19 protein-coding genes and 2 pseudogenes are annotated in these 20622 nt (G+C 73.0%); 15 read left to right on the top strand and 6 right to left on the bottom strand.

Annotated elements, in window-relative coordinates; all coding sequences use genetic code 11:
• Positions 1–45: 45 nt before the first annotated feature.
• The 4 genes and pseudogenes from OV079_RS32230 (at position 46) to OV079_RS32240 (ending at position 1772) form a co-directional block, all read left to right on the top strand.
• The gene (locus OV079_RS32230; RefSeq protein WP_267772986.1) at positions 46–504 is read left to right on the top strand and encodes a ribosome-binding factor A; all 459 of its coding nucleotides are present in this window, start codon (positions 46–48) and stop codon (positions 502–504) included.
• A 145-nt stretch (positions 505–649) separates the two neighbouring features.
• On the top strand, positions 650–1126 hold the full coding sequence (locus OV079_RS32235; RefSeq protein ID WP_267772987.1) for an RtcB family protein: 477 nt from the start codon (positions 650–652) through the stop codon (positions 1124–1126).
• Positions 1051–1281 (top strand): annotated as a pseudogene (locus OV079_RS58940) (RtcB family protein); the annotation flags it as partial. The gene OV079_RS32235 and the pseudogene OV079_RS58940, both read left to right, overlap by 76 nt.
• A 71-nt stretch (positions 1282–1352) precedes the next feature.
• The gene (locus tag OV079_RS32240) at positions 1353–1772 is read left to right on the top strand and encodes an RtcB family protein (RefSeq protein ID WP_267772988.1); all 420 of its coding nucleotides are present in this window, start codon (positions 1353–1355) and stop codon (positions 1770–1772) included.
• Positions 1773–1981: 209 nt separating this feature from the next.
• Here the strand turns inward: OV079_RS32240 and OV079_RS32245 are convergent, their stop codons facing one another.
• On the bottom strand, positions 1982–3604 hold the full coding sequence (locus OV079_RS32245) for a hypothetical protein (RefSeq protein ID WP_267772989.1): 1623 nt from the start codon (positions 3602–3604) through the stop codon (positions 1982–1984).
• A 71-nt stretch (positions 3605–3675) separates the two neighbouring features.
• On the opposite strand from OV079_RS32245, the gene OV079_RS32250 reads away from it, so the two are divergent.
• The gene (locus OV079_RS32250) at positions 3676–4701 is read left to right on the top strand and encodes a hypothetical protein (protein ID WP_267772990.1); all 1026 of its coding nucleotides are present in this window, start codon (positions 3676–3678) and stop codon (positions 4699–4701) included.
• Between the two features lie 9 nt (positions 4702–4710).
• On the opposite strand, the gene OV079_RS56385 is transcribed toward OV079_RS32250, so the two are convergent.
• The 5 genes from OV079_RS56385 to OV079_RS32275 form a co-directional block, all read right to left on the bottom strand.
• Complete coding sequence (locus OV079_RS56385; RefSeq protein WP_267772991.1) at positions 4711–7161, bottom strand: DEAD/DEAH box helicase; 2451 nt, start codon at positions 7159–7161, stop codon at positions 4711–4713.
• Between the two features lie 199 nt (positions 7162–7360).
• Entirely contained in the window at positions 7361–7750 is a 390-nt protein-coding gene (locus OV079_RS32260; RefSeq protein WP_267772992.1) for a hypothetical protein, read from the bottom strand.
• 484 nt (positions 7751–8234) lie between these two features.
• Positions 8235–8681, bottom strand: a complete 447-nt coding sequence (locus OV079_RS32265; protein ID WP_267772993.1) for a YciI family protein — start codon at positions 8679–8681, stop codon at positions 8235–8237.
• Positions 8682–8853: 172 nt separating this feature from the next.
• Positions 8854–9348, bottom strand: a complete 495-nt coding sequence (locus OV079_RS32270; RefSeq protein ID WP_267772995.1) for a TlpA disulfide reductase family protein — start codon at positions 9346–9348, stop codon at positions 8854–8856.
• A 51-nt stretch (positions 9349–9399) separates the two neighbouring features.
• Positions 9400–10467 carry a DUF3570 domain-containing protein gene (locus tag OV079_RS32275; protein ID WP_267772996.1) on the bottom strand — a complete coding sequence of 356 codons (1068 nt, stop codon included), beginning with the start codon at positions 10465–10467 and terminating at the stop codon, positions 9400–9402.
• A 137-nt stretch (positions 10468–10604) separates the two neighbouring features.
• Here OV079_RS32275 and OV079_RS32280 point away from each other — a divergent pair, with 137 nt between their 5' ends.
• From OV079_RS32280 to OV079_RS32325, 10 genes and pseudogenes are all read left to right on the top strand, one after another.
• The gene (locus OV079_RS32280; protein WP_267772997.1) at positions 10605–11036 is read left to right on the top strand and encodes a hypothetical protein; all 432 of its coding nucleotides are present in this window, start codon (positions 10605–10607) and stop codon (positions 11034–11036) included.
• A complete protein-coding gene (locus OV079_RS32285; protein WP_267772999.1) occupies positions 11033–11902 on the top strand; it encodes a hypothetical protein in 870 nt (289 codons plus the stop codon). The genes OV079_RS32280 and OV079_RS32285 overlap by 4 nt, the downstream gene beginning before the upstream one ends.
• Before the next feature lie 41 nt (positions 11903–11943).
• Positions 11944–12105: a polyamine aminopropyltransferase gene (locus OV079_RS32290; protein ID WP_267773000.1), complete on the top strand. Its 162-nt coding sequence runs from the start codon at positions 11944–11946 to the stop codon at positions 12103–12105.
• Entirely contained in the window at positions 12072–12527 is a 456-nt protein-coding gene (locus OV079_RS32295) for a spermidine synthase (protein ID WP_267773001.1), read from the top strand. The genes OV079_RS32290 and OV079_RS32295 overlap by 34 nt, the downstream gene beginning before the upstream one ends.
• Positions 12528–12818: 291 nt before the next feature.
• Entirely contained in the window at positions 12819–13733 is a 915-nt protein-coding gene (locus OV079_RS32300) for a hypothetical protein (protein WP_267773002.1), read from the top strand.
• 121 nt (positions 13734–13854) lie between these two features.
• The gene (locus tag OV079_RS32305; RefSeq protein WP_267773006.1) at positions 13855–14724 is read left to right on the top strand and encodes a DUF4266 domain-containing protein; all 870 of its coding nucleotides are present in this window, start codon (positions 13855–13857) and stop codon (positions 14722–14724) included.
• Between the two features lie 8 nt (positions 14725–14732).
• Positions 14733–16169, top strand: a complete 1437-nt coding sequence (locus OV079_RS32310) for a DUF2271 domain-containing protein (protein ID WP_267773008.1) — start codon at positions 14733–14735, stop codon at positions 16167–16169.
• Positions 16170–16190: 21 nt separating this feature from the next.
• Positions 16191–17549 carry a sensor histidine kinase gene (locus OV079_RS32315; RefSeq protein ID WP_267773009.1) on the top strand — a complete coding sequence of 453 codons (1359 nt, stop codon included), beginning with the start codon at positions 16191–16193 and terminating at the stop codon, positions 17547–17549.
• Positions 17550–18395: 846 nt separating this feature from the next.
• Positions 18396–19798, top strand: a pseudogene (locus tag OV079_RS32320) (selenium-binding protein SBP56-related protein).
• Positions 19795–20514 carry a hypothetical protein gene (locus OV079_RS32325; protein ID WP_267773011.1) on the top strand — a complete coding sequence of 240 codons (720 nt, stop codon included), beginning with the start codon at positions 19795–19797 and terminating at the stop codon, positions 20512–20514. The pseudogene OV079_RS32320 and the gene OV079_RS32325 overlap by 4 nt, the downstream one beginning before the upstream one ends.
• Positions 20515–20622 lie beyond the last annotated feature (108 nt).

A 20622-nucleotide genomic window follows, 5' to 3' on the forward strand; every position in this document is an offset into this window, starting at 1 on the left:
CGATCCGGCCCCGTGTGTGTGCATTGAGTCCGCAAAGAGCCTCTCATGAATCGACATCGAGACCGCCGGCGCCGCCATGCGTCGGCCACAACTGAATATTCGCAGTCCCCACGATCGCTGCCGGACGACATCGACCCCGCAGCCCTGTTCGGCGCGGCCCTGCCGGCCCAGACGCGGCGCAAGCTCGACCAGCTGTCGCGCCAGGTCGAGGAGCGCCTCGCCCTGGTGCTGGCCGGCGAGATCGACGATCCGCACGTGTCGTCGCTGACGCTGGTCGGGGTCGAACCCGAGCCCGGGAGCGGCAACCTGGTCGTCGTGCTGGCGCTGCCCGTGGGCGCCGGCGGCGGCGAGGCGGAGCTGGTGATGCGCCGCCTCGACGCCCTGCGCTCCTACCTGCGCTCGGAGATCGCCGGCGCCATCCACCGCAAGCGCACGCCCAACCTGGTGTTCCGGCTGGTGCCCGCACCGACCCGCGGCACACCGGACGAGGAGGTGACGCCATGAGCCCGCCTCGCCCCGCAACGACGCATCCGCGACAACGACGAGGAGGCCCTGCCATGAGCCCTCCTCGCCCCGCAGCGACGCATCCGCGACAACGACGAGGAGGCCCTGCCATGAGCCCGCCTCGCCCCGCAGCGGAGGTGACGCCATGACGGCCACCCTCACGCGCTTCGTCGCCGAGCCGCCGCCGCGCGACGTCGCCGACGCGCTCGAGCGCCTGCGCCACGTCCGTGATGTCGCCCGGATCGCCGTCATGCCCGACGTCCACCTCGCCGCGGGCGTGTGCGTCGGCACCGTCGTCGCCACCCGCACGATGCTGCTGCCGGCCGCGGTCGGCGGCGACATCGGCTGCGGCATGGCGGCGGTCGCCTGCGACGTCGAGGCCGGCGTCCTCGCCGACGCGCGCACCGCCGCGGCGGTCCTGGTCGGCCTGCAGCGCGCCATCCCGGCGCTGCGCCACCCGGGCGCGGGCCCCCGCTGCCGCCCGCGCTGGCCGAACGCCCGCTGTCCTCCCCCTCGCTGCAATCGGAGCAGCGCCGCACCGCCGGCCTGCAGCTCGGCACGCTCGGCCGCGGCAACCATTTTTTGGAGCTGCAGGCCGACGACGAGGACCGCCTGTGGCTGATGGTGCACAGCGGCTCGCGGGGGATCGGCACGGCCATCCGCGACCACCACGACGCGCTCGCCGAGCCGATCGGCGCCGGCCTGCGCGGCCTCGTCGCCGACAGCCCGGGCGGCGAAGCGTACCTCCACGACATGCAGTGGGCCCTCGACTACGCCGAGGCCAGCCGGGCGCACATGGTCGCCCGCGCCGCCGAGGTTTTTGACCATTGTTTCGAGGGCCATGTCCTTTGGACACGTGGATATCGTGCCACCACAACTTCGTCCGCCGGGAGCAGCCGGGCGACGAATGGCTGTATGTCCACCGCAAGGGCGCCGTGTCGGCGCGGGCAGACGAGCCGGGGATCGTGCCGGGCTCGATGGGCGCGCCGAGCTATCACACCTGCGGCCGCGGCGAGGCCCGAGGCCTGTGCTCGAGCGCGCACGGGGCCGGCCGACAGTTGAGCCGCGGCGAGGCGCGCCGGCAGATTCGCGCCGGCGACGTCGTCGCCCAGATGGACGGCGTGTGGTTCGACCACCGGGCCGCCGACGCCCTCCGCGACGAGGCGCCGGCCGCCTACAAGGACATCGGCGCGGTCATGCGAGCGCAGCGCGAGCTGACCCGCGTGGTCCGACGATTGCGCCCGCTGCTCAATTTCAAAGGAGCATGAGCGCCGCGACTCCATGTCGCCGAGGACATGTTTTATAAAACATGTCCTCACGAACAGCACGGCTCGCCCCGCGCCGCGGGGCCACGACCTCCGGGCGCTCGTCACGTAGCGCATTTGCGGTCGAGCCCGACGCCGAGGAGTGAACCGCGGCGCCGCCTCATTCGCCCGGTGCGGCTCGCCCCGTGCGCGGGGGCGAGCCGCTGCATGCATCACTCGCCGCCGATCATCACATAGCGCACCAGCGGGTCGAGCCCGACGCCCGCGGGGTCGTCGTAAAACGCGAGGTGGATCTGCCCGGCGGTGTCGAGGCGGGCCGCGGCGCGGTCGGTGAACACGTCGACCGCCGCGACCTGGTGCTCGTCGGGCTGGCTCCCGGGCCAGGCCACCCGCAGCTCCGAGCTGCGCTCCTCGACCTGCGTGTTCCAGTAGCAGAACGGCAGCGGGTTCTGCTCGCACGCCGACACCAGCGTCCCCTGGCGGCGGATCGCCACGTACAGCGCCCGCACCTCGTCCTGCCCGGCCGCCAGCGCCAGCGGGTAGTAGGTCTGGTAGTCGAAGTCGCACGTGACGCCGGCCTGCGGCGGCGGGTCGTCGCAGGTCTTGTCCGCCGGCGCGTTCTCGGCCGCCAGCGTCTCGAGCGCCCACGTCGCCGGACCTGTCCGATGGGCCAGGATGATGTCATGGTGGATTTGGTCGGCCTGCTTGCGGGCCAGCAGCACCCACGGCGTCGCCTCGGCGCCGACCAGCGCCAGGTCGTGGTGTTGCCGCTCGATCACGTTCGAGCCGAGCGGCGCCACCACCTCGGTCACCCCGGGCGGGGCGAAGTAGTGCAGCTTCCAGGTCGCGTCGACCGTCGCCCACGACGTCAGGCGCGGCGCGTCGGCGGCGTCGAGCGCCAGGCGCACGTGGATCTCGGCGTCCGTGATCACCTGCTCCTTCGACCATGCCCCATCGAACACCTCGTGCTGGACCGCGAAGTCGCTGTTCACGTGGCCGACGTGCAGCGCGCCGACGCCGTCGCGGGCCAGCTGGTGCGCGCGCACGTGGTTCATCCCGACCAGCGCGCCCTCCTGCGCCCACTGGCCGTCGAAGCGGCGCCACAGCGAGGTGCCGAACGCCCCGTCGTCGACCATCGCGAACACCGCGTCGTTGTCGGGGTCGGACGCCAGCGAGCCGGTCGCCACCACCATCGGCGTCGGCGTCGCCACCCACATGCCCGGCCCGAGGCGCTCGCCGTAGAACCCGTGGTAGCCGTTCACCGCCTCGGAGTACAGCACCACCGGCTCGCAGTCGCCGTCGAGGGCGATCGCCGGCATGTCGTTGCGGAACATCATGTTCGCGCTCACCACCTCGTCGCGCAGCGTCGTGCAGGCCGGCCCGCCGTCGCCGCACAGCGGCACCTTGACCGGGAAGTCGGCCGACAGGCAGGTCTCCGGCACCTCGACGCCGCCGGTGGTCGTGCTCGTCGAATCCGTCGTGCTCGTGCTCGTGTCGGTCGTGCTCGTGCTCGTCGTGCTCGACGTGCTCGTGTCGGTCGTGCTCGTGCTCGTCGTCTCCGTCGCGCTGACCGCAGTGTCGGTGTCCGGCCCGGTCGTCGTGCTGGTGGTGGTCGTCGTCGACTCGCTCGCCGACATCCCGCCGGAGTCGGTCGTCTCCTCGCCGGTGGTGGTCGACGTCGTCGGCGTGACCGCGGTGGTCGGCTCGGCGGTGGTCGAGCTCGTGCTCGTGCCCGGGTCGAGCGTATCGGTGGTGGCGACCGCGTCGCCGCAGCCTGCGAGCGCGACGCACAGCAGCGGAACGGAGAGCGAAGGCGAAGTCGAGCGAACGATCATGCGCCGATCATACCCCGCCCCTCGCGGCCCGCGCCCACGCGCGCGAGAGCAAACGCGAGCGTCACACCCGCGTGGCGTCCGCGTCGCCGCGGAAGGCGCGCGGCCGGTTCACCGGCGACGATCTCTCGCTGAAGGTCCTCGAGGTTCGATTCGACCAGGCCAACCATGTCATGGTCTCTTCGATGAGGTCCGCTGCTCCTGGAAGCCTGATCGCCCTGACACTGACGGCCTGCCCGCCGGCGCCGCCGCACGAGGACAGCACCCGGACGGAGAGCGACGCCGCGAGCACGACGGTCGGCTCCACCGACGGTTCGTCCAGCTCGACCGACACCTCGACCAGCGGCTCCACCCATGAACCCACGAGCGACTCGACCGGCAGCGCCACGAGCAGCTCCACCGGCGCGATCGAGCCGTGCAGCGAAGTCGTCGAGGGCGACCTCTTCGTCTGGGAAGACACCGATCTCGCGTCCCTCGCCAACGTCGGCCATGTGACGGACGATGTCTTCATCTCGATGGGCGCGCTTCCCCAGACGGACCTGTCGTTCTTGAGCTGCCTGCACACCATCGGGTACGGGTTGGCGATCGATTGGAACGATCGGCTGGAGACGACCGAGGGCCTGGAGAACCTGAAGTCCGTTCGGGCGATCGTGATCAATCACAACGCGAACCTGCGCCTCGTGACGGGTTTCGAGCAGATCAGCGAGCTCACTTCATTGATCATGTCGAGCAACCCTTCGCTCGAGGAGATCGCCCTCGACACTTTTCAGGAGGTCGAGACCCTGAGGATCGGCTCCTGTCTCGAGGAGCAGGCCGCAGCGTCTCACTTCGCGCTCGTCGACCTCGCAGGGTTCAGCGGCCTGACGAGGGTCAAGCGGCTCACGATCGACGGCAACGAGGCCCTCCTCTCCGCCGATCTGCTGGACGTCCTGGCCCAGAACGGAGACCCTCTGCCGCTCGAAGAGACCTGGATTCGCTTCAATCCGCTGCTCTCCGAGACCCTCGTCCACCAGCAGTTGAACGCGCTCGACGTGAACAAGCGCGAGGTCTGCGGGAACGCCGAAGGAGCCGCCGGATGCTTCTGCCTCGTGGGTGACTGATCTACCGGTTCACTTCAGCAGCTCGAGCAATTCCTCGCGGCCGAGGCCCGACACGTCGCCCTCGTCGACCGTCGCCTGCGCCAGCGCCCGCTTGCGCGCGTGCAGCTCGAGGATCTTCTCCTCCACCGTGTCCTCCGCGATCAGGCGGTGCAGGAACACCGGGCGCGACTGACCGATCCGGTGGGCCCGCGCTCCGGCCTGATCCTCGATCGACGGGTTCCACCACGGGTCGAGCAAATACACGTAGTCGGCCGCGGTGAGGTTCAGCCCCGTGCCGCCGGCCTTGAGCGAGATCAGCATCACCGGCGGCCCGTCCTCGGCCTGGAAGCGGGCGACCACGCCGGCGCGGTCCTCGGTGGCGCCGTCGAGGCGGACGTGCTCGAGCTCCGCGGCGGTCAGCGCGTCCTCGACCAGGTCGAGCAGGCTGGTCCACTGCGAGAACACCAGCGCGCGGTGGCCCGCCGCCGTCACCTCGGTCAGCTGCGCCAGCAGCAGCTCGACCTTGCTCGAGCGCGTCGCCTCCTGCCCCGGCACCAGCGCGCTGTGACACGCGGCCTGGCGCAGGCGCAGCAGCAGCTCGAGCGCCTCGAGCATCCCGCCGCCCGACTGCAGCTTCGGCAGCTCGAGCTCGGCCGCCACCCGCAGCCCGTCGTAGACCCGCCGCTCCTCCGCGTCGAGCGGGCAGCGCAGCACGATCTCCGTCAGCGGCGGCAGCTCCGGCGCCACCTCTTGCTTGCGCCGGCGCAGCACGAACGGCCGCAGCTTGGCCTGCAGCTCGGCCGTCCGCGCCGCCCGCCCCTGCTCGACCGCCTTGCCGTAGCCCGCCACGAACTCGCGCAGCTGGCCCAGGAGGCCCGGGTTGAGGAAGTGGCTCAGGCTCCACAGCTCGGTCAGGCGGTTCTGCACCGGCGTGCCGCTGAGCGCCACGCGCCAGCCCGCGCGCAGGCCGAACGCCGCGCTCGCGGTCGCCGTGGTCGGCTCCTTGATCGCGTGCGCCTCGTCGAGCACCACGGTGTCCCATGTCTCTCGGGACAGCTTGTCGCGATCGAGCCGCAGCACCGCGTAGCTGGTGATCGTCACGTCGGCGGTGGGTTCGAGGCTGCGCTTCGGGCCGTGGTACAGCGCCGCGCGCAGGTTCGGGCGGAACCGCCGCGCCTCGCTCAGCCAGTTGTGCAGCGTCGACGTCGGCGCCACCACCAGCGTCCGCCCGCGCACCGCCGTGAGCGTCTGCAGCGTCTTGCCGAGGCCCATGTCGTCGGCGAGCAGCGCCCCGATGCCGGCGTCGCGCAGGAGGCTCAGCCAGTCGACGCCGCGGCGCTGGTAGTCGCGCAGGGTCGCCGTCAGGTCTTCCGGCAGCGTCGCCGACGGCAGCGCCGCGAACATCTCCTCGCGCGACAGCGCCGCCAGCCCCGCCAGCTCCGGCGGCGGCGGCACCTGCAGCGCCTCGCACAGCGCCGCCGCGGCCGTCCGGGCCCAGCGCGGCCGCTTCCCGTCGGCCCGCCGCGCCGCCACGAATTGCTCGAGCATCGGCCCGTAGCGCTCGAGCCAGTCGCGCGGCAGCCACACCAGCCCGCCGTCGGCCGTCTGCAGCGCGTATTGCCCCGAGCGCCACGCCTGCACCACCCGCGCCGCGTCCACCTGCGTCTCGCCGCCGGCCCCGCCCGGCGCCCGGAACGTCACCTCCGGCTCCGCGACCTCCTGCCCGTCCTGCCCCTCCGGCGCCTCCCAGCGCGGCTCCAGCGTGCGCTTCTCCGGCTCGCGCGCCTCCGGCGATTGGTCAGGCGATTGTGAAGACTCCTCCGCCGCCGGCGCCGCCATGCGCTCCACGAATCGCAGCACTTGCCCGACGAGCGCCAGCCGCCCGCCGACGAACGTGCGGCCCTCGATCGCCGCGGCGGAGAACACCCGCAGCGGCGCCGAATCGACCGTGATCGGCGCCCCGTCGAGCGTCACGTCGAACGCCCCCACCAGCTTCGCCACCACGAACTCGGCGATGTCCGGGTAGATCGCCAGCGACGGCGCCCCCGCCGGCATCGCCGACAGCAGCGGATCGTCGGCGTCGACCGCCCCCGTGAGCACCGCCTCGTCGCCGGCGCCGACCGCCACCACGCGCAGCAGCAGCTTGTCGCCGCCGCTCTGCAGGCGGTAACCGAGCTTCAGCGCCTCCGCGACCTGCGGACCTATCTGCTCGAGCAATCCGCCCGCCGTGTGCAGCACCAGCGCCGCCGCCACCACGTGCTCGCACGGCGCCGCCCCGCCGCAGTCGCAGCGCCACCCGTCCCAGGCCCAGCGCACCTCCGCCCGCACGCCGCTGCCGGCCAGCCGCGCGATCGCAAACACCCAGCCCCCCGCGTCGCAGCCCTGCACCCGCGCCGCGCCCAGCCGCGCCAGCTTCAATCCGCGGTGCCACGCCGCCGGCGTCGCCGCGCGATGAACAGGTTCGAGGAGCTCCGTAAACACGCGCCCACGGTGGTACCACGCCCCGTCCTGCCGGTCAGCGCGCGTTTTCGCGCTCGCGTCCACGGCGCCGGATCGGGCCCGCGCGGCTGCCCAGCGCCGCGCGGAGGCAACATGTCCTTCGGGTCAGCCGAGTCTCCGACCCGTCCGCGCCGCGCCGCGCTCGACGCTCGCGGCGACGGAGCATCCGCGGCCGGCCGACTCAGCCCGCCTTCGGCACGATCCGCGACAGCAGTTGGGGCGGCCCGCCGAACGACAGCATCACGCCCTTGCACTGCAGGCGCATCTCGCCGTCGTACTCGTTGTCGACCTTGCAGTCGGTGAGCTTGTCCTTCACGTCGTCCGGCTTGGTGTCGCGGTTCAGGCGGACCTCGCCGATGCAGTACGTCTTGCCCGCCTCGACCTGGGTCGCCGGCGCCTCCGCGCCTGCCGTCACCGTCACGTCGCACTTGTCCGCGGGGGCCGGCGCGTCGGTCTTCTCGGGCGCCTTGGCCGGGGCCGGCGTATCGGTCTTCTCCGCCGCCTTCGCGGGCGCGGCCGCGGTCTTGCTCGCGGACGAGCTCGTGTCGGCACAGGCGGAGGCGAGCAGCACGACTGCTGCGAGACTGCGGAGGCGAGGGGACAGACGGAGCATGCGGCCGCGAGCGGACCATCACCGCCGGGTGCGTGTCAATCGGGGCCCGCGCGGTTCCGACGCGCTCGCGCCCGCGCCCGCGTGACGCCCGGGGCGACCGGCATCCGAACCGGCCCCAGACGTGTCGTGCCCGTCGGGCGATGAAGAGAACCCCTCGCTCCCGATCCCGTCATCGCCCGTCCCTATTTATTGCTTATCAGAAAGCACAAAAAGCATTCGCGAGCGCGGTGCAGCCTCATTGCACCGACTCGCGAATGCATGCACTCGCACGGCGGGCGCCTCCCTGGCTGCGACGGGTGATTGGTCCGCCCCGCGGGCCGCGGCCTCCTCATGGCCGCGGAACGCAGGTGCCTATAAACAACACCCCTCTCCGGTCGGCGAGCGCATCGACGGCGGAGGCCGGCGCGTCCTCGTGGCGCCGGCCGCCGCGCGGCGACCTCGTTCAGCTGCCCGACTGGCGGCGGGCCAGCTCGTCGCGGAGGGCGTTCTCGCGGGCGGCCTCCTCCGGCGACAGCACCTCGGACGGGAAGTCCTCCGTCTCGAACACGCGGCGGATGTCGACCGACCACGGCTCGTGGCTGTCCGGGTCGCCGGGGATCTTCTTCACCCACGCGATCGCCTCCTCCTTCGAGCGGGTCTGGAACAGCCAGTAGCCCGCGATCAGGTCCGGCGTCAGCGGCAGCGGCCCGTCGGTCACGGTCGGCGGCTGGCCGGGGCGGAACGTCACGCGCGCCCCCTGCGAGCTCGGCTGCAGCCCCTCGCCGCCGAGCAGCACCCCCGCCCTGACCAGCTCCTCGTTGTAGCGGCCCATCGCCTCGATGAGCTGCTTGCTGGGCATCGCCCCGGACTCGGACTTCGCGTCGGCCTTGATGACGATCAGAAATCGCATGGTCGTTCTCCTCGGGTTCTGCCGGGCGCCGCGGCCCTTCTCGGAGCCGCGCGCCCGGGCTCTCCCTCCACGTCGAACGGCCCGCGGCGCGATCGACACGGCCCGCGAATTTCTTCTGCATCTGCAAAAACGGCCAATTACCGGCCGCTCACGCGACATCGCCGCGCCGACCTCAGCCGCCGCCGAGGCGCTGCGTCACCTCGGCCTCGAGCTCGGCGAACTTCACCTCGCCGGCGATCACCTTGGCGACCTTGCCGTCCTGGTCGACCACGTAGAGCGTCGGCATCTTCGGCGGCGACCACGACTTCGCCAGCGCCTGGCCCTCGTCGAAGATCATCGGGAACGACACCGGCACGTCGCGCAGGAACGCCTCGGCGTCGCCGCGCGCCTCGTCCATGCTGACGCCGATGAGCTCGAGGCCGCTGGCCTGGTGGCGCTTGTAGAGCGCCTCGAGCTCGGGCATCTCGCGCCGGCACGGCTCGCACCACGAGGCCCAGAAGTCGACCAGGACCAGCTTGCCGCGCATCGCCGCCAGGTCGACCGTCGTGCCGGCGCCGGCCAGCGAGGGGCCCGCCAGCGCCGGCGCGGGCGCCTCGGCCGTCGCCGGCGCGGCGCCGCCGGGCGCCTGGGAGGCCGGCTTCGGCTCACAGGCGGAGAGCAAGAACATGGCGAAGAGGACAGGTCGTGAACGCATGCGTGTGCTCCGGGGACGGCCGTGTCAGTAGCGCCCGCCGAGCATGGCCGACAGCTCGAGGGCGAACACCCGCGACAGCCCGACGAAGTCGTCGTAGCCGATCCGCGTGCCCGCGACCAGCGCGCCGACCTCGACGGAGCCGCGCTTCAGCGGCCTGGCGTAGACGCCGTGCAGCGCCAGCCGCTGGCTGCCGAGCGACGACAGCTCGCGGTCGCGGGTGAAGTAGCCACCTGGCCCTGGGGCCATGTAGCGAGAGCGGTAGAAGAACGCCGACGACTGCGCGTAATGGCGGTACTCGAGCGCCAGCGTCGCCCCGCGGGCCGGCATCACCGCCAGGTCGACCGACGCGGTGTGCGAGCGCAGCTGCCACGAGTCGTAATAGAAGCGGTACGTCGCCCCGAGCGAGACCTTGCGGTGCAGCGCCTGGCGGCCGCGCAGCACCCACGCGTGGCGGCTCCGCCGGCGCGGGTGGACCTCCGGCAGGCAGAACTCCGCCGTCTCGTTGCACAGCCCGTCGCCGCTGCCGACGGCGACGAAGCGGTACGGGCTGGCCATGTAGCCGAGCGCCCCGCGCAGCTCGTAGGCGAATTGCAGCAGCGTCGTCTTCGTCAACACGAACGTCGCGCTGACCTGCGCCCCGCCGGCCCGCAGCGGCTCGCGGAAGGTCGGGTCGCCCGAGCGGCCGACGCGGTCGAGCGCGCCGAACAGCCGCCCCGCGAAAGTGATCGTCCGCTGCGCCAGGTCGAGCTTGCCCCCGAGCGTCGCGCTGTTGGCCAGGTAGTCGGGCTCGTGGGAGAAGCGATACGACGCCGCCCACGCCGCGTTGCCGCGCTCGCGCTCCACCCCCACGACCCCCTCGTGACGGTTCTCGCGGACGATCGGCGTGGCCGCCGTACGAATGTCCACCGACGCGCTGGTCCAGGCGTCGAGGCTGTAGCTGATGTCGAGCTGCGTCTGCGGGCTGCCGAGCTGCTGCCGCACGTGCGCCCGCGGCGAGATCACGGTGGTCCGGTCGCTGTCGCTGCGCACGTAGATGCCGCCGCGGAGTTGACCCCCGATCGGGGCCGGCTCGGCCGCGAGGACCAGAGCCACGCTCAGGGGGATCCACCTCATCGACGGTGAATCGGCGCGCGCAAATCGCGCGAATCCCCGAAATTAATTTTGAAAACCATTTTCAGATCAGAGACTATCCGGCGCGGCGTTTGCCGTCAACTCTGGAGTTTTGAGACATGGCCGAAAGGGCACCCACCACGCTCGTCCTGCTCCTCGGACTCGCCGCATGCGGCGGGCTCGGGAACCCCGGCGACAGCGACAACAACAACTTCACGACGGCCGTGCCGCCGTGGATGGGCAGCGAGAGCGAGAGCGACGGCAGCGGCAACGTGGTGCCCGGCGCGACCACGTCGACGAGCGGCGCCACTGCGGGCGAGAGCACGACGACCGAGGGCCCCACGACGTCGACGTCGACTTCGACTTCGACCTCGACCTCGACCTCGACGACGTCGCCCGACCCGACCGGCGCGCCGAAGCTCGACCTGCCGCCGGAGTTCACCACCGGCGACACCGACAAGGACAAGGACAAGGACGACGACAAGGACAAGGACAAGGACGACGACAAGGACAAGGACGTGGACACGACCACGTTGCCCGCGCCGCTGTGATCGCCGGCTCCTCACCGCGCCCCGCGGCCGCGCGCGAGGCGGCGACGCTGCTCCTGGCCGGCCTGTGCTTCGGCGCCAGCCAGCAGCTCGTCGTGCGCGAGCTGGTCAGCCTCCTCTACGGCGAGGAGGTGGTGTTGCTGTTCGTCTCGGCCGCCGCCCTGGCCGCCGCCTCGCTCGGCTACGGCCTCGGCGCTCGCCTGTCGCCGCGCGCGCTGGCCCGCCTGCTGCTCGCCTGCGGCGCCCTCCTGCTGCTGTCGCCGGCCCTGCCACGATTCGCGGTCGCCGGCCTGTGCCTGCTCCGCGGCGACTCCGGCCCCGAGCTGCTGCTCGTCCTCGCCCTGCTGACATTCGCCGCCGCCGCCCCGTTCACCGCGGTCGTCCCGGCCCTGCTCGACCGCCACGAGCGACCCGACGATCGCCTGGCCGCCCTGCGCCGCGGCTACACCTGCGAGCTCGTCGGCTTCGGCCTCGGCAGCACCGCCGCCCTCGCCCTCGGCAGCGCCCCCGGCCTGCGCTTCGCCGTCCTCGCCGCCGCCCTGGTCGCCCTCGTCCACGTCGCCCTCGACCGCCGCGCCGTCACCCTCGCCTTCGCCGTCGCCGCCGCCCTCGCCTGCGCCACGCATGCCCCCCTGTCGATTACGGCGCCGATCTGGTGTACCGCCACAAGCACCGCCTCCCCGGCGCCCAGGTGCTGTGGTCCGTCGATTCGCCGTACCAGCGGGTCGAGGTGGTCACCGCGCCGGGCCGCGGCCGCATGCTCTACCTCGACGGCCTGCGCGACCTCGACGACCGCGACCTCGGGGCCCTCAATCACTACCTCGCCCGCGCCCCGGCGACGCTGGTCCGCCCGCGGAATGCGCTGCTGATCGGCAACGGCACCCTGTCGATGGTGCCTGAACTTTCGGCCATGTCCGATCATTTGACCACGGTCGAGCTCGACGCCGCCGTGGTCGACGCCGGCGCCCGCTTCTTCACCCCCGGCGAGCCGCTGGCCCGCCTGGCCAATTGGCGACTGGTGCTGGCCGACGGCAAGCAATGTTGGCGGCCACCGAGCGCCGCTTCGACCTGATCGCGGTCGACGTGCCGTCGCCGCTGACGCTCGGCGAGGCCTATCTCCATACCCGCGAATTCTACGCCCTGTGCCGCGCGCGCCTGAACCCCGGCGGGGTCCTGGCGATCCAGCTCAGCGGCCCGCTCGGCGCTCCGACGCGCACGCCGGCGCGGCTGGTCGCGTCGCTGCGCGCCGAGTTTTCCGAGGTGATGGTCGCCGACAGCGAGACAGCCGAGCGCGCCTTCGCCTACGCCGCCGACGCTCTGCCCTTCACCGCCGAGGCCCTGCGAGCGACCGCGGTCGCCGGCGAGCGCCGCCTCCTCGTCCTCGCCGGCCCCGAGCTCGACGCCCGGATCGCCGGCGCCATCCCCTTGACCCTCGACGACCTCGACCTCGTGCTCCGCCGCGGCGCCGAACGCCTGCACGAGCGCTACCTCTGACGAATATGCCCCGCGCCCTCGCCACATTCTCTCGCCGCCGCGGCCGGCCTGCGCACGCTCGTCACGAGCGCCGCCCGATCACTCCCGATCTGCTCACGCCTCGCCCTGCCGCCACGCCTCCTTTCCCCGCCTTCGCCGCGGCCGGCCTGCGCACGCTCGTCCCGCTCTCCGCTCCATCACTCCCGTGACCCTCATGCCCCGCCCTGCCGCCACGCCTCCTTTCCCCGCCTTCGCCGCGGCCGGCCTGCGCACGCTCTCCCCGTCGCTCTCGTGATCGTCATGCCGCGCGCCTTGCCCTCCGCCTTCCTCGTCGGCGTCCACCTCGGGCTGCTGCAGGCCGGGCTGCTGCTCACCCTGTCGCGCGCCCTGTCGGCAGCGCACACCACCTACGCGCTGGTGCTGACCGCCTGGCTGGCCGGCTCGGCGCTCGGCCTGTGGTCGCGCGCGCCGGCCCGCGACCTGCCGCGCGCGCTCGGCCTCGGGCTCGTCGCCTACGCCGCCGCGGCGCTGTCGCTCGGCCGGGTCGACTTCGTCGCCGCCAGCCCGTGGTGGTTCGCGCCCGCCGTGGCGGCCGCCGGGCTCGCCTCCGGCACCTACTTCGCCGCCGCGGTCGCCGGCGGGGCCGCGACCGCCCGCGTGTTCGCCCGCGAGACCTGGGGCTTCCTCGCCGGCACCTTGCTGGCCGCGGCCGGCTACGCGTTCCTCGGCCGACCTGCCCTCTTATACATGCCCCTCGTGACAGGTGTACTCGCCCTCGTCGGCCGCCCGCGCGCCGCCGTCGCCGCCGCAGTCATGCTGCTCGCCGTCGGCTGCGACGACCCGGTGCGGGTGGTGCCCGCGCCTGACCGGGCCCGCTTCGGCGCCGAGGTCTACCCGGTGCTGCTGCGCGACTGCAGCTTCCCCGCCTGCCACGGCGACCCGCGCCGCCCGCTGTTCGTCCCCGGCCCCGGCCGCACCCGCCTCGGCGAGCCCGAGTCGCCGCTCGACGCCCCGACCCGCGCCGAGGTCGACCTCGCCTACGACCGCGCCCGCGCCTGGCTGCTCGCCGAGGGCGACGAACCGCCGCCGCTGCTGCACAAGCCGGGCCCCCGCGCCGCCCACGAGGGCCGCGACGAGCACGGCCGCAACGTCTACGAGGACCCGGACGCCCCCGGCCTGGCTGTCCTCACCGCCTGGGCCGAGGGCACGGAGGCCCCCGCGCCATGACCATCCAGACATGTCCCCATGCACATGCCTTTCAGAGCATGTTTCAAGCGGCATATCCCATCCGACATGCCCTCAAGAGCATGCCCCTTCGACCACCCCTCGACACCGCGCAGGTGACCCGATGATCCGCCCCGTCTCGCTGCTCGCCGCGCTCGTCGCCCTCGCCCCCGCCGCCGCCGCCGCCTACTCCTCGCCCGCGCTGTACACGGCAGACCCCGCGCGCCACGGCGGCGCGGGCGGGCGGATCTTCAGCGGCAGCCCGGGCGACGGCTTCACCTGCGCGGTCTGCCACACGGGCGGCCCGATCCCGAGCCCGGAGATCCGCGGCGGCCCGGGCGGCCCTTATAAAACTGGCGCGACGTACCTGTTCGAGGTGACCTGGCCCGAGGACGTGTTCGGGATCGTGCTGGAGGCCACCGATCCGTCCGGCGCCCCGCTCGGCACCCTGCGCCTGCCGCCGCCCGACGTCCTGCAGGACGACGAGCGCTGCCCCGGCGGGCGCGCGGCCGAGTGGATCGAGTTCCCCGAGGGCGACCCGCGCCAGGCCGTCGCGGTCAACGTGTGCGGCTCGCACCGCCTGCGCGTGCAGTGGACCGCCCCCGACGAGCACCTGCCCGGCGCGATCTACATGGCCGCGGTCGCGGCCGACGACGACGGCACGCCCGCCGGCGACGGCGCGGCCGCGTGGGAGTTCCCGGTCGGCCCGCCCGCCGCCGAGTCGGGCTGCAACGCGGCCGCCGGCGCCCCGCCGTGGTGGGCCCTGCTGCTGCTGACCCGCCGACGCCGCCGCGCCGCCGCGCTGCTCGGGGTGCTGTCTCTCGGGACAGGTTGCGCCCGCGTCCAGCCCTACGAGCGCGGCCGCCTGGCCCAGCCCGACATGCAGCTGAACGGCGACGCCGACCTGTCCGCCGGCCCCGAGCACGCCCTCGACTACCGCGAAGGCTCGGCCGGCGGCCTCGGCGGCGGCGGCGGAGGTTGCGGATGCAACTGAAAGACGCCATGCCTCGCCGCAGCCTCGCCGCCTTCGCCCTCGTCCTCGCCTGCGCCCCCGAAGGCGGCGCCCGCTTCGAGTACCCGCCGACCAGCGCCGACGGCACCGGCTCGACCACCGCGTACACGACGGGAGGCGGCGACGACTCGCTGACCTCCGGCGGACCCGGCCTCCCGCCGCCGCTGCCGACCACCGCCGACCCGAGCGGTGCCACCGGCGACAGCGACACCGGCGGCGGCCCGATCCCCGGCGCCCTCGTCCCCGCCAAGGCCCCCTGGCGCTGGCAGCCGTTGCAGACCGCCGTCGACGGCGACTGGAAGGTCCCCGGCTTCGACGATTCCACCTGGTCCGAAGGACAGGCCCCGTTCGGCGACGGCCCCGGCGACGCCACCCCGCTCGACCCCGCCACCGCCCCGCTCGGCCTGCGCCTGCGCCACACCTTCACCGTCCCCGCCGCCGCCGACGACATCCTCCTGCGCGCCTACCTGCGCCGCGGCGACGGCGTCGCGGTGTGGCTCAACGGCGCCCCGCTGCTGCGCTCCAACCTCCCGCCCGACCCGCTCGCCGCCGACACCCGGGCCCAGACCGACCTCGCGGGCAACGAGCCGCTGCGCTACATCCGGGTCGCCGCCCCGCACGCCAGCCTGCTCGCCGGCGACAACGTGGTCGCGGTAGAGGTCCGTCGCTTCCAGTCGGGCGCCGCCGGTCTCGGCTTCGATCTCCAGCTGGACGTTTGGGACATGTCCCATGAGCCAGCCGACACCTTGACCGCCCAGGTGCGCACGCGCAGCTACGGGGGCGAGTACGCCGACGAGCACGTCGGCGCCGCGTGGATCCAGGGCAGCGACGGCCTGGTGCGCACCCTGGCGGTGTGGGCCGAGGTCCGCGAGCAGCACTTGATCCGCTGGCGCTCGCTGTCCGACGGCGACAACGCCGACGCCATGACCTCGGCCACCCGCGGCTCGCACCGCACCACCGACCTCGCCTGGGACCTCAAGGATCGCCTCGGCCAGCCGGTCCCGCCCGGGGACTACGAGCTGGTGGTCGAGTTCACCGAGGACAACTCCAACGAGGGCGCCCCGCCCGGGCCCGTCCTCGAGATCCCGTTCACCCTCGGCGGCGGTCCGCACCTCACCGACGTGCCCGCACACCCGCAGTCGCAGACGGCCTGCTCGTCGCACCCTGACCCCGAGGCCCGAGCGCGCGCGCGCCGTCGGGCCCGAGCGCACGTGGGACCCCGCAGGCTCGCTGAGCTCGCCGTCCGGAGCCACACCCGTCGCGCCGGACCGGTCCTCCGCAGCGGGTCGCTATCGCCGCACGCGCGTCGCCCGCGGCGCGCCGGGCCGCATCGTTGCCGCTACAATCGGCGCGGATGGAGCTTGCGACCCGTACGCACTCGACGTCGCGCGCGAGCTCGACTCCCGGCCGCTTCGACAACCTCATGATCTCCGCCGTCGTCTCCCGCCATGGCTGACCGCGACATCAACCTCGAGGATCGCGTCCGCGAGCTCGAGCAGCGGCTCGCCGAGGCCGAGCAGGCGCGCCTCGCCGCCGAGGCCGAGGTCGCCGCGCTGCGCGTCGAGCTGACCGACACCGGCGAGCGCGAGCGCATCGCCGTCACCCACACCGAGCGCCTGCTCGAGGGCCTCGAGGTGCTCGGCGAGGCCCGCGACGCCCTGCCGCTGTTCGCCGAGGTGCTGCGCGTGCTCGGCGACGTGCTCGAGTTCGACGCCGCGTTCATCGTCGGCTTCGCGCCCGAGGTCTCGCCGCAGATCGTCGCGGCCACCGACCCGCGGCTGCGCCTCATCGCCTGGCCGGGCGGGGCCTTCACCGACCGCGTGCTCGCCGGCCGGCCCGCCGCCTTGCTCGACCTCGCCGACAACCCCGAGTGGCAGCAGGTCGAGCCGGCCCTGCGCGAGGAGTACGCCTCCGCGCTGCACGTCCCGCTGCACGCGCTGCACTCGCAGGCGATGCTGGTCTGTCTCCACCGCCGGCGCGGCTTCTTCACCCCCGACCGGGTCATCCGCGCCCGCCGGTTCGCCGCCCTCGCGCGTCAGGCCCTGCAGACCGCCGAGCACCTCGTCGACCTCGAGGTCGACCGCGACCACGCCGTCGAGCTCAGCCGGGCCAAGAGCAGCTTCGTCGCCAGCATGAGCCACGAGCTGCGCGCCCCGCTGAGCGCCATCGTCGGCTACTGCGAGTACCTGCTGGCCGACCGCGCCGCCCAGCGCGACCCCGACCTCGGCGAGACGCTCGGCCGCATCTATCTCTCGGCGCGCATGCTGTGCGACCTGATCGGCAACGTCCTCGACCTCAGCAAGATCGAGGCCGGGCGCATGGACCTCCACCTCGGCCCGGTCGCCGCCGCCGAGGTCTGCCGGCTCGCCCTCGTCACCGCCGAGCCGCTGGCGGTCCGCCGCGCCAACGTGGTCCGCGTCGACATCGACCCCGACCTGCCCGAGCTGCACACCGACGCCGCCAAGCTGCGGCAGATCCTGGTGAACCTGCTCGCCAGCGCCAGCAAGTTCACCGCCGCCGGCACCATCGACCTCGTCGTCCGCCCCGACCGCCGCGCCGACCCGCCCGCGCTCGTGTTCGAGGTCCGCGACACCGGCAAGGGCCTCGGCGCCGCGGAGTCGGCCGCGGTGTTCCTGCCGTTCTCGCAGGTCGGCCCCGTCGACCCCCGCCGCCTCGGCGGCACCGGCCTCGGCCTCACCATCGCCAAGCACCTCACCGAGCTCCTCGGCGGCACGATCGACCTCGCCAGCTCCGCCGGCGCCGGCACCACCGTCACCGTCCGCCTCCCGCTCGCCGGCGTCCACTGAGATGTCTTCGCGTCATGTCCGATCGGGCATGTTCGATGGACCTCCCGCTCGTCGACGTCCACGGAGACGCCTCCCGGGCCGTGTCCGATCGGCCATGCTCGATGGAACATGTCCTGTTCGACACTCGGGTCGCGTCCGGCGCCGGATTCGACACGGACGGGGCCGAGGCCGGGCTCGCACCTGCGCGCGCGCCTGCTCGCTGGCGCATGTCCTCGACGGCCCGCCCCCGGCGCTCGATGTCGCATGACCGATCGCTTCTGACCCATCGAACATGTCCTTGACGACATGCTCGCCGAGATCGGCGCGGACGGGCCCGAGCTCGCGCGGTCCGCCGCGCGGCTCGGCTCGGAGCTCCCGGAGGGCGGGACGCCGCGGCGGCGATCGCCGCGACCCCGCTCGCGATCGCCGGCGGATCGCTCCCCGGCTCCAGGACCCGCGCCGCGGTGGTCCTCGCCGGGCGCACGCAGGCAGCGGCCTGAGCCGCGCCGGCCGCGACGACGACAGTGCGTCGGGCCCGACCGCCGGCAGCCGCGTGGCGCGGCGCTGACACATCGGGCACGTCTCGCCAGACATTTCGGCGCGGCGGCGGCTGCCGATTCGCGTCCTGTTCTTCGGGCCGCGATCCCGCGTAACCAAGGTGGCAGCAATGTGGGCACAGGTGTTGCCTGCACGCCTGCGTCGCGACCCGGTCCGCCGGCGCCGACGCCCGCGCGACGAATCGCGGCAGTCGCCCGCGGCCGGATGCGCGAAATGAATCTGTCCTCGCGGTCCTATGAATAGTCCGCCGCCGCACCGGCCTGGCGGCCCTTGACGCGGCCTGGCCGCGCGGGGCAGGCTGCCGGACACATGGCCGCTCGCTTTCGTCCCGACCCGACCTTTTATCCGTCGCCGACGATGGCGATGCAGGCCCCGCCGGAGCAGCTCGCGTACGTGGTGCTGCTCGACCCGACCGGGGCCAAGCGGCCGGACGCGATGGGCGTGGTCGACGTCGACCCGGCCTCGAAGAGCTTCGCCCAGCTGGTCGGCCAGCTCGACATGCCGAACATCGGCGACGAGCTGCACCACTTCGGCTGGAACGCCTGCAGCGCGTGCCTGTGCCCGTACGCCCCGCACCCGCACGTCGAGCGCCGCTACCTCGTGGTCCCCGGCATCAACTCGTCGCGGATCTACATCCTCGACACCCAGCCCGACCCGAAGCGGCCGCAGATCGTCCGCACCATCGAGCCCGACGAGCTGTTCCGCAAGACCGGCTACGCCAGCCCGCACACGACCCACTGCGGCCCGGAGGGCATCTACGTCAGCGCCCTCGGTGCGCCCGACGGCGGCGGCCCGGGCGGCATCTTCATGCTCGACCACGAGACGTTCGACATCCGCGGCCGCTGGGAGATCGATCGCGGCCCGCAGGTGCTCCACTACGACTTCTGGTGGCACCTCGGCCACGACACCCTGATCTCGAGCGAGTGGGGCACGCCGAACATGGTGCGGAACGGTCTCGTCCCCGAGCTGCTGCTCGGCGGCAAGTACGGCAATTCCCTGCACGTGTGGGACCTGCGCCGGCGCAAGCACCTCGAGCGGCTCGAGCTCGGCCCCGAGTATCAGATGGTGTTGGAGCTGCGCCCGGCCCACAACCCGACCCGCCCGTGGGGCTTCGCCAGCGTCGTCGTCTCGCTCAAGGACCTCTCGGCCTCGATCTGGCTGTGGTTCCTCGAGGGCGGCAAGTGGCAGATCAAGAAGGTCATCGAGATCCCCGCCGAGCCGGCCGACCCCGCCCTGCTGCCGCCGCTCCTCAAGGGCTTCGGCGCGGTGCCCCCGCTGATCACCGACATCAACCTCTCGCTCGACGACAAGACCCTCTACGTCTCGTGCTGGGGCACCGGCGAGTTCATCCAGTACGACGTCTCCGACCCGCACAACCCCAAGAAGACCGGCAGCGTCCACCTCGGCGGCATCGTCCGCCAGACCGCCCACCCGAACCAGCCCGACGTGAAGCTCGGCGGCGGCCCGCAGATGGTCGAGATCAGCCGCGACGGTCGCCGGGTCTACTTCACCAGTCGCTGTACGCCCCGTGGGACGAGCAATTCTACCCCGGCGGCTTCGACGGCTGGATGGTCAAGCTCGACGTGCCGGCGGACGGCAAGGGCATGACCCTCGACCCGAGGTTCTTCCTGCAATTCGAGCCCGGCCTGCGCGGCCACCAGATCCGCCTGCAGGGCGGTGACGCCTCCTCCGACTCATACTGCTACCCATGAGCGACGCGCAGGCATGGCTGGCCCTCCTGGGCCTCGGCGCCTTTCACGGCATCAACCCCGGCATGGGCTGGCTGTTCGCCGTGGCCCTCGGCCTGCAGGAACAGCGGCGGGTGGCGGTCCTGCGCGCGCTGCTGCCGATCGCTCTCGGCCACGCGCTGTCGATCGCGGTCGTCCTGCTCGTCATCGGCGTCCTCAAGGACGCCCTGCCCGACGCCTGGGTGCGCTGGCCGGTCGGCCTCGGCCTCACCGGCTTCGGCCTCTACAAGCTGGTGCGCTGCCGTCACCCGCGGTGGGTCGGCATGCGCGTCAACTGGCTCGACCTGACCTGGTGGAGCTTCCTGATGGCCACCGCCCACGGCGCCGGCCTGATGCTCGCCCCGGTGCTGCTCGGCTGGCGCGACGGCGCGGCTGTCGACCACGCTTCCATGCCCGAGCACATGCATCACGCGGGCCATCACGCGCAGCACGCGGTCGACGCCGCCGGCGGCCATGCCGGGCACGCCCAGCACCTCGCGGAGCTGGGCGCCTCGACGCCCTTGCTCGGCCTGCTCGCCACGGCGCTGCACACGCTCGGCTACTTGCTGGTGATGGGCCTCGTGGCGGTCGTGGTCTACGAGAAGGTCGGCCTGGCCATCCTGCGCAAGGCGTGGTTCAACCTCGACGTCTTGTGGGCCGCCGCGCTGGTGATCACCGGCGTCGTCACTCTGGCGCTGTGATGCGCGCGGCTGCGCCTCAGCCTGCTCGCGCGCGGCGCACCCTCACGTGTGGAGTCGCGGCGGCGATGTCCGGAGGAGTATGATGCTCCCCGCGCGCCGCGCGAGGAG

The organism is Nannocystis pusilla (assembly GCF_026626665.1).
Taxonomy (GTDB): domain Bacteria; phylum Myxococcota_A; class Polyangia; order Nannocystales; family Nannocystaceae; genus Nannocystis; species Nannocystis pusilla.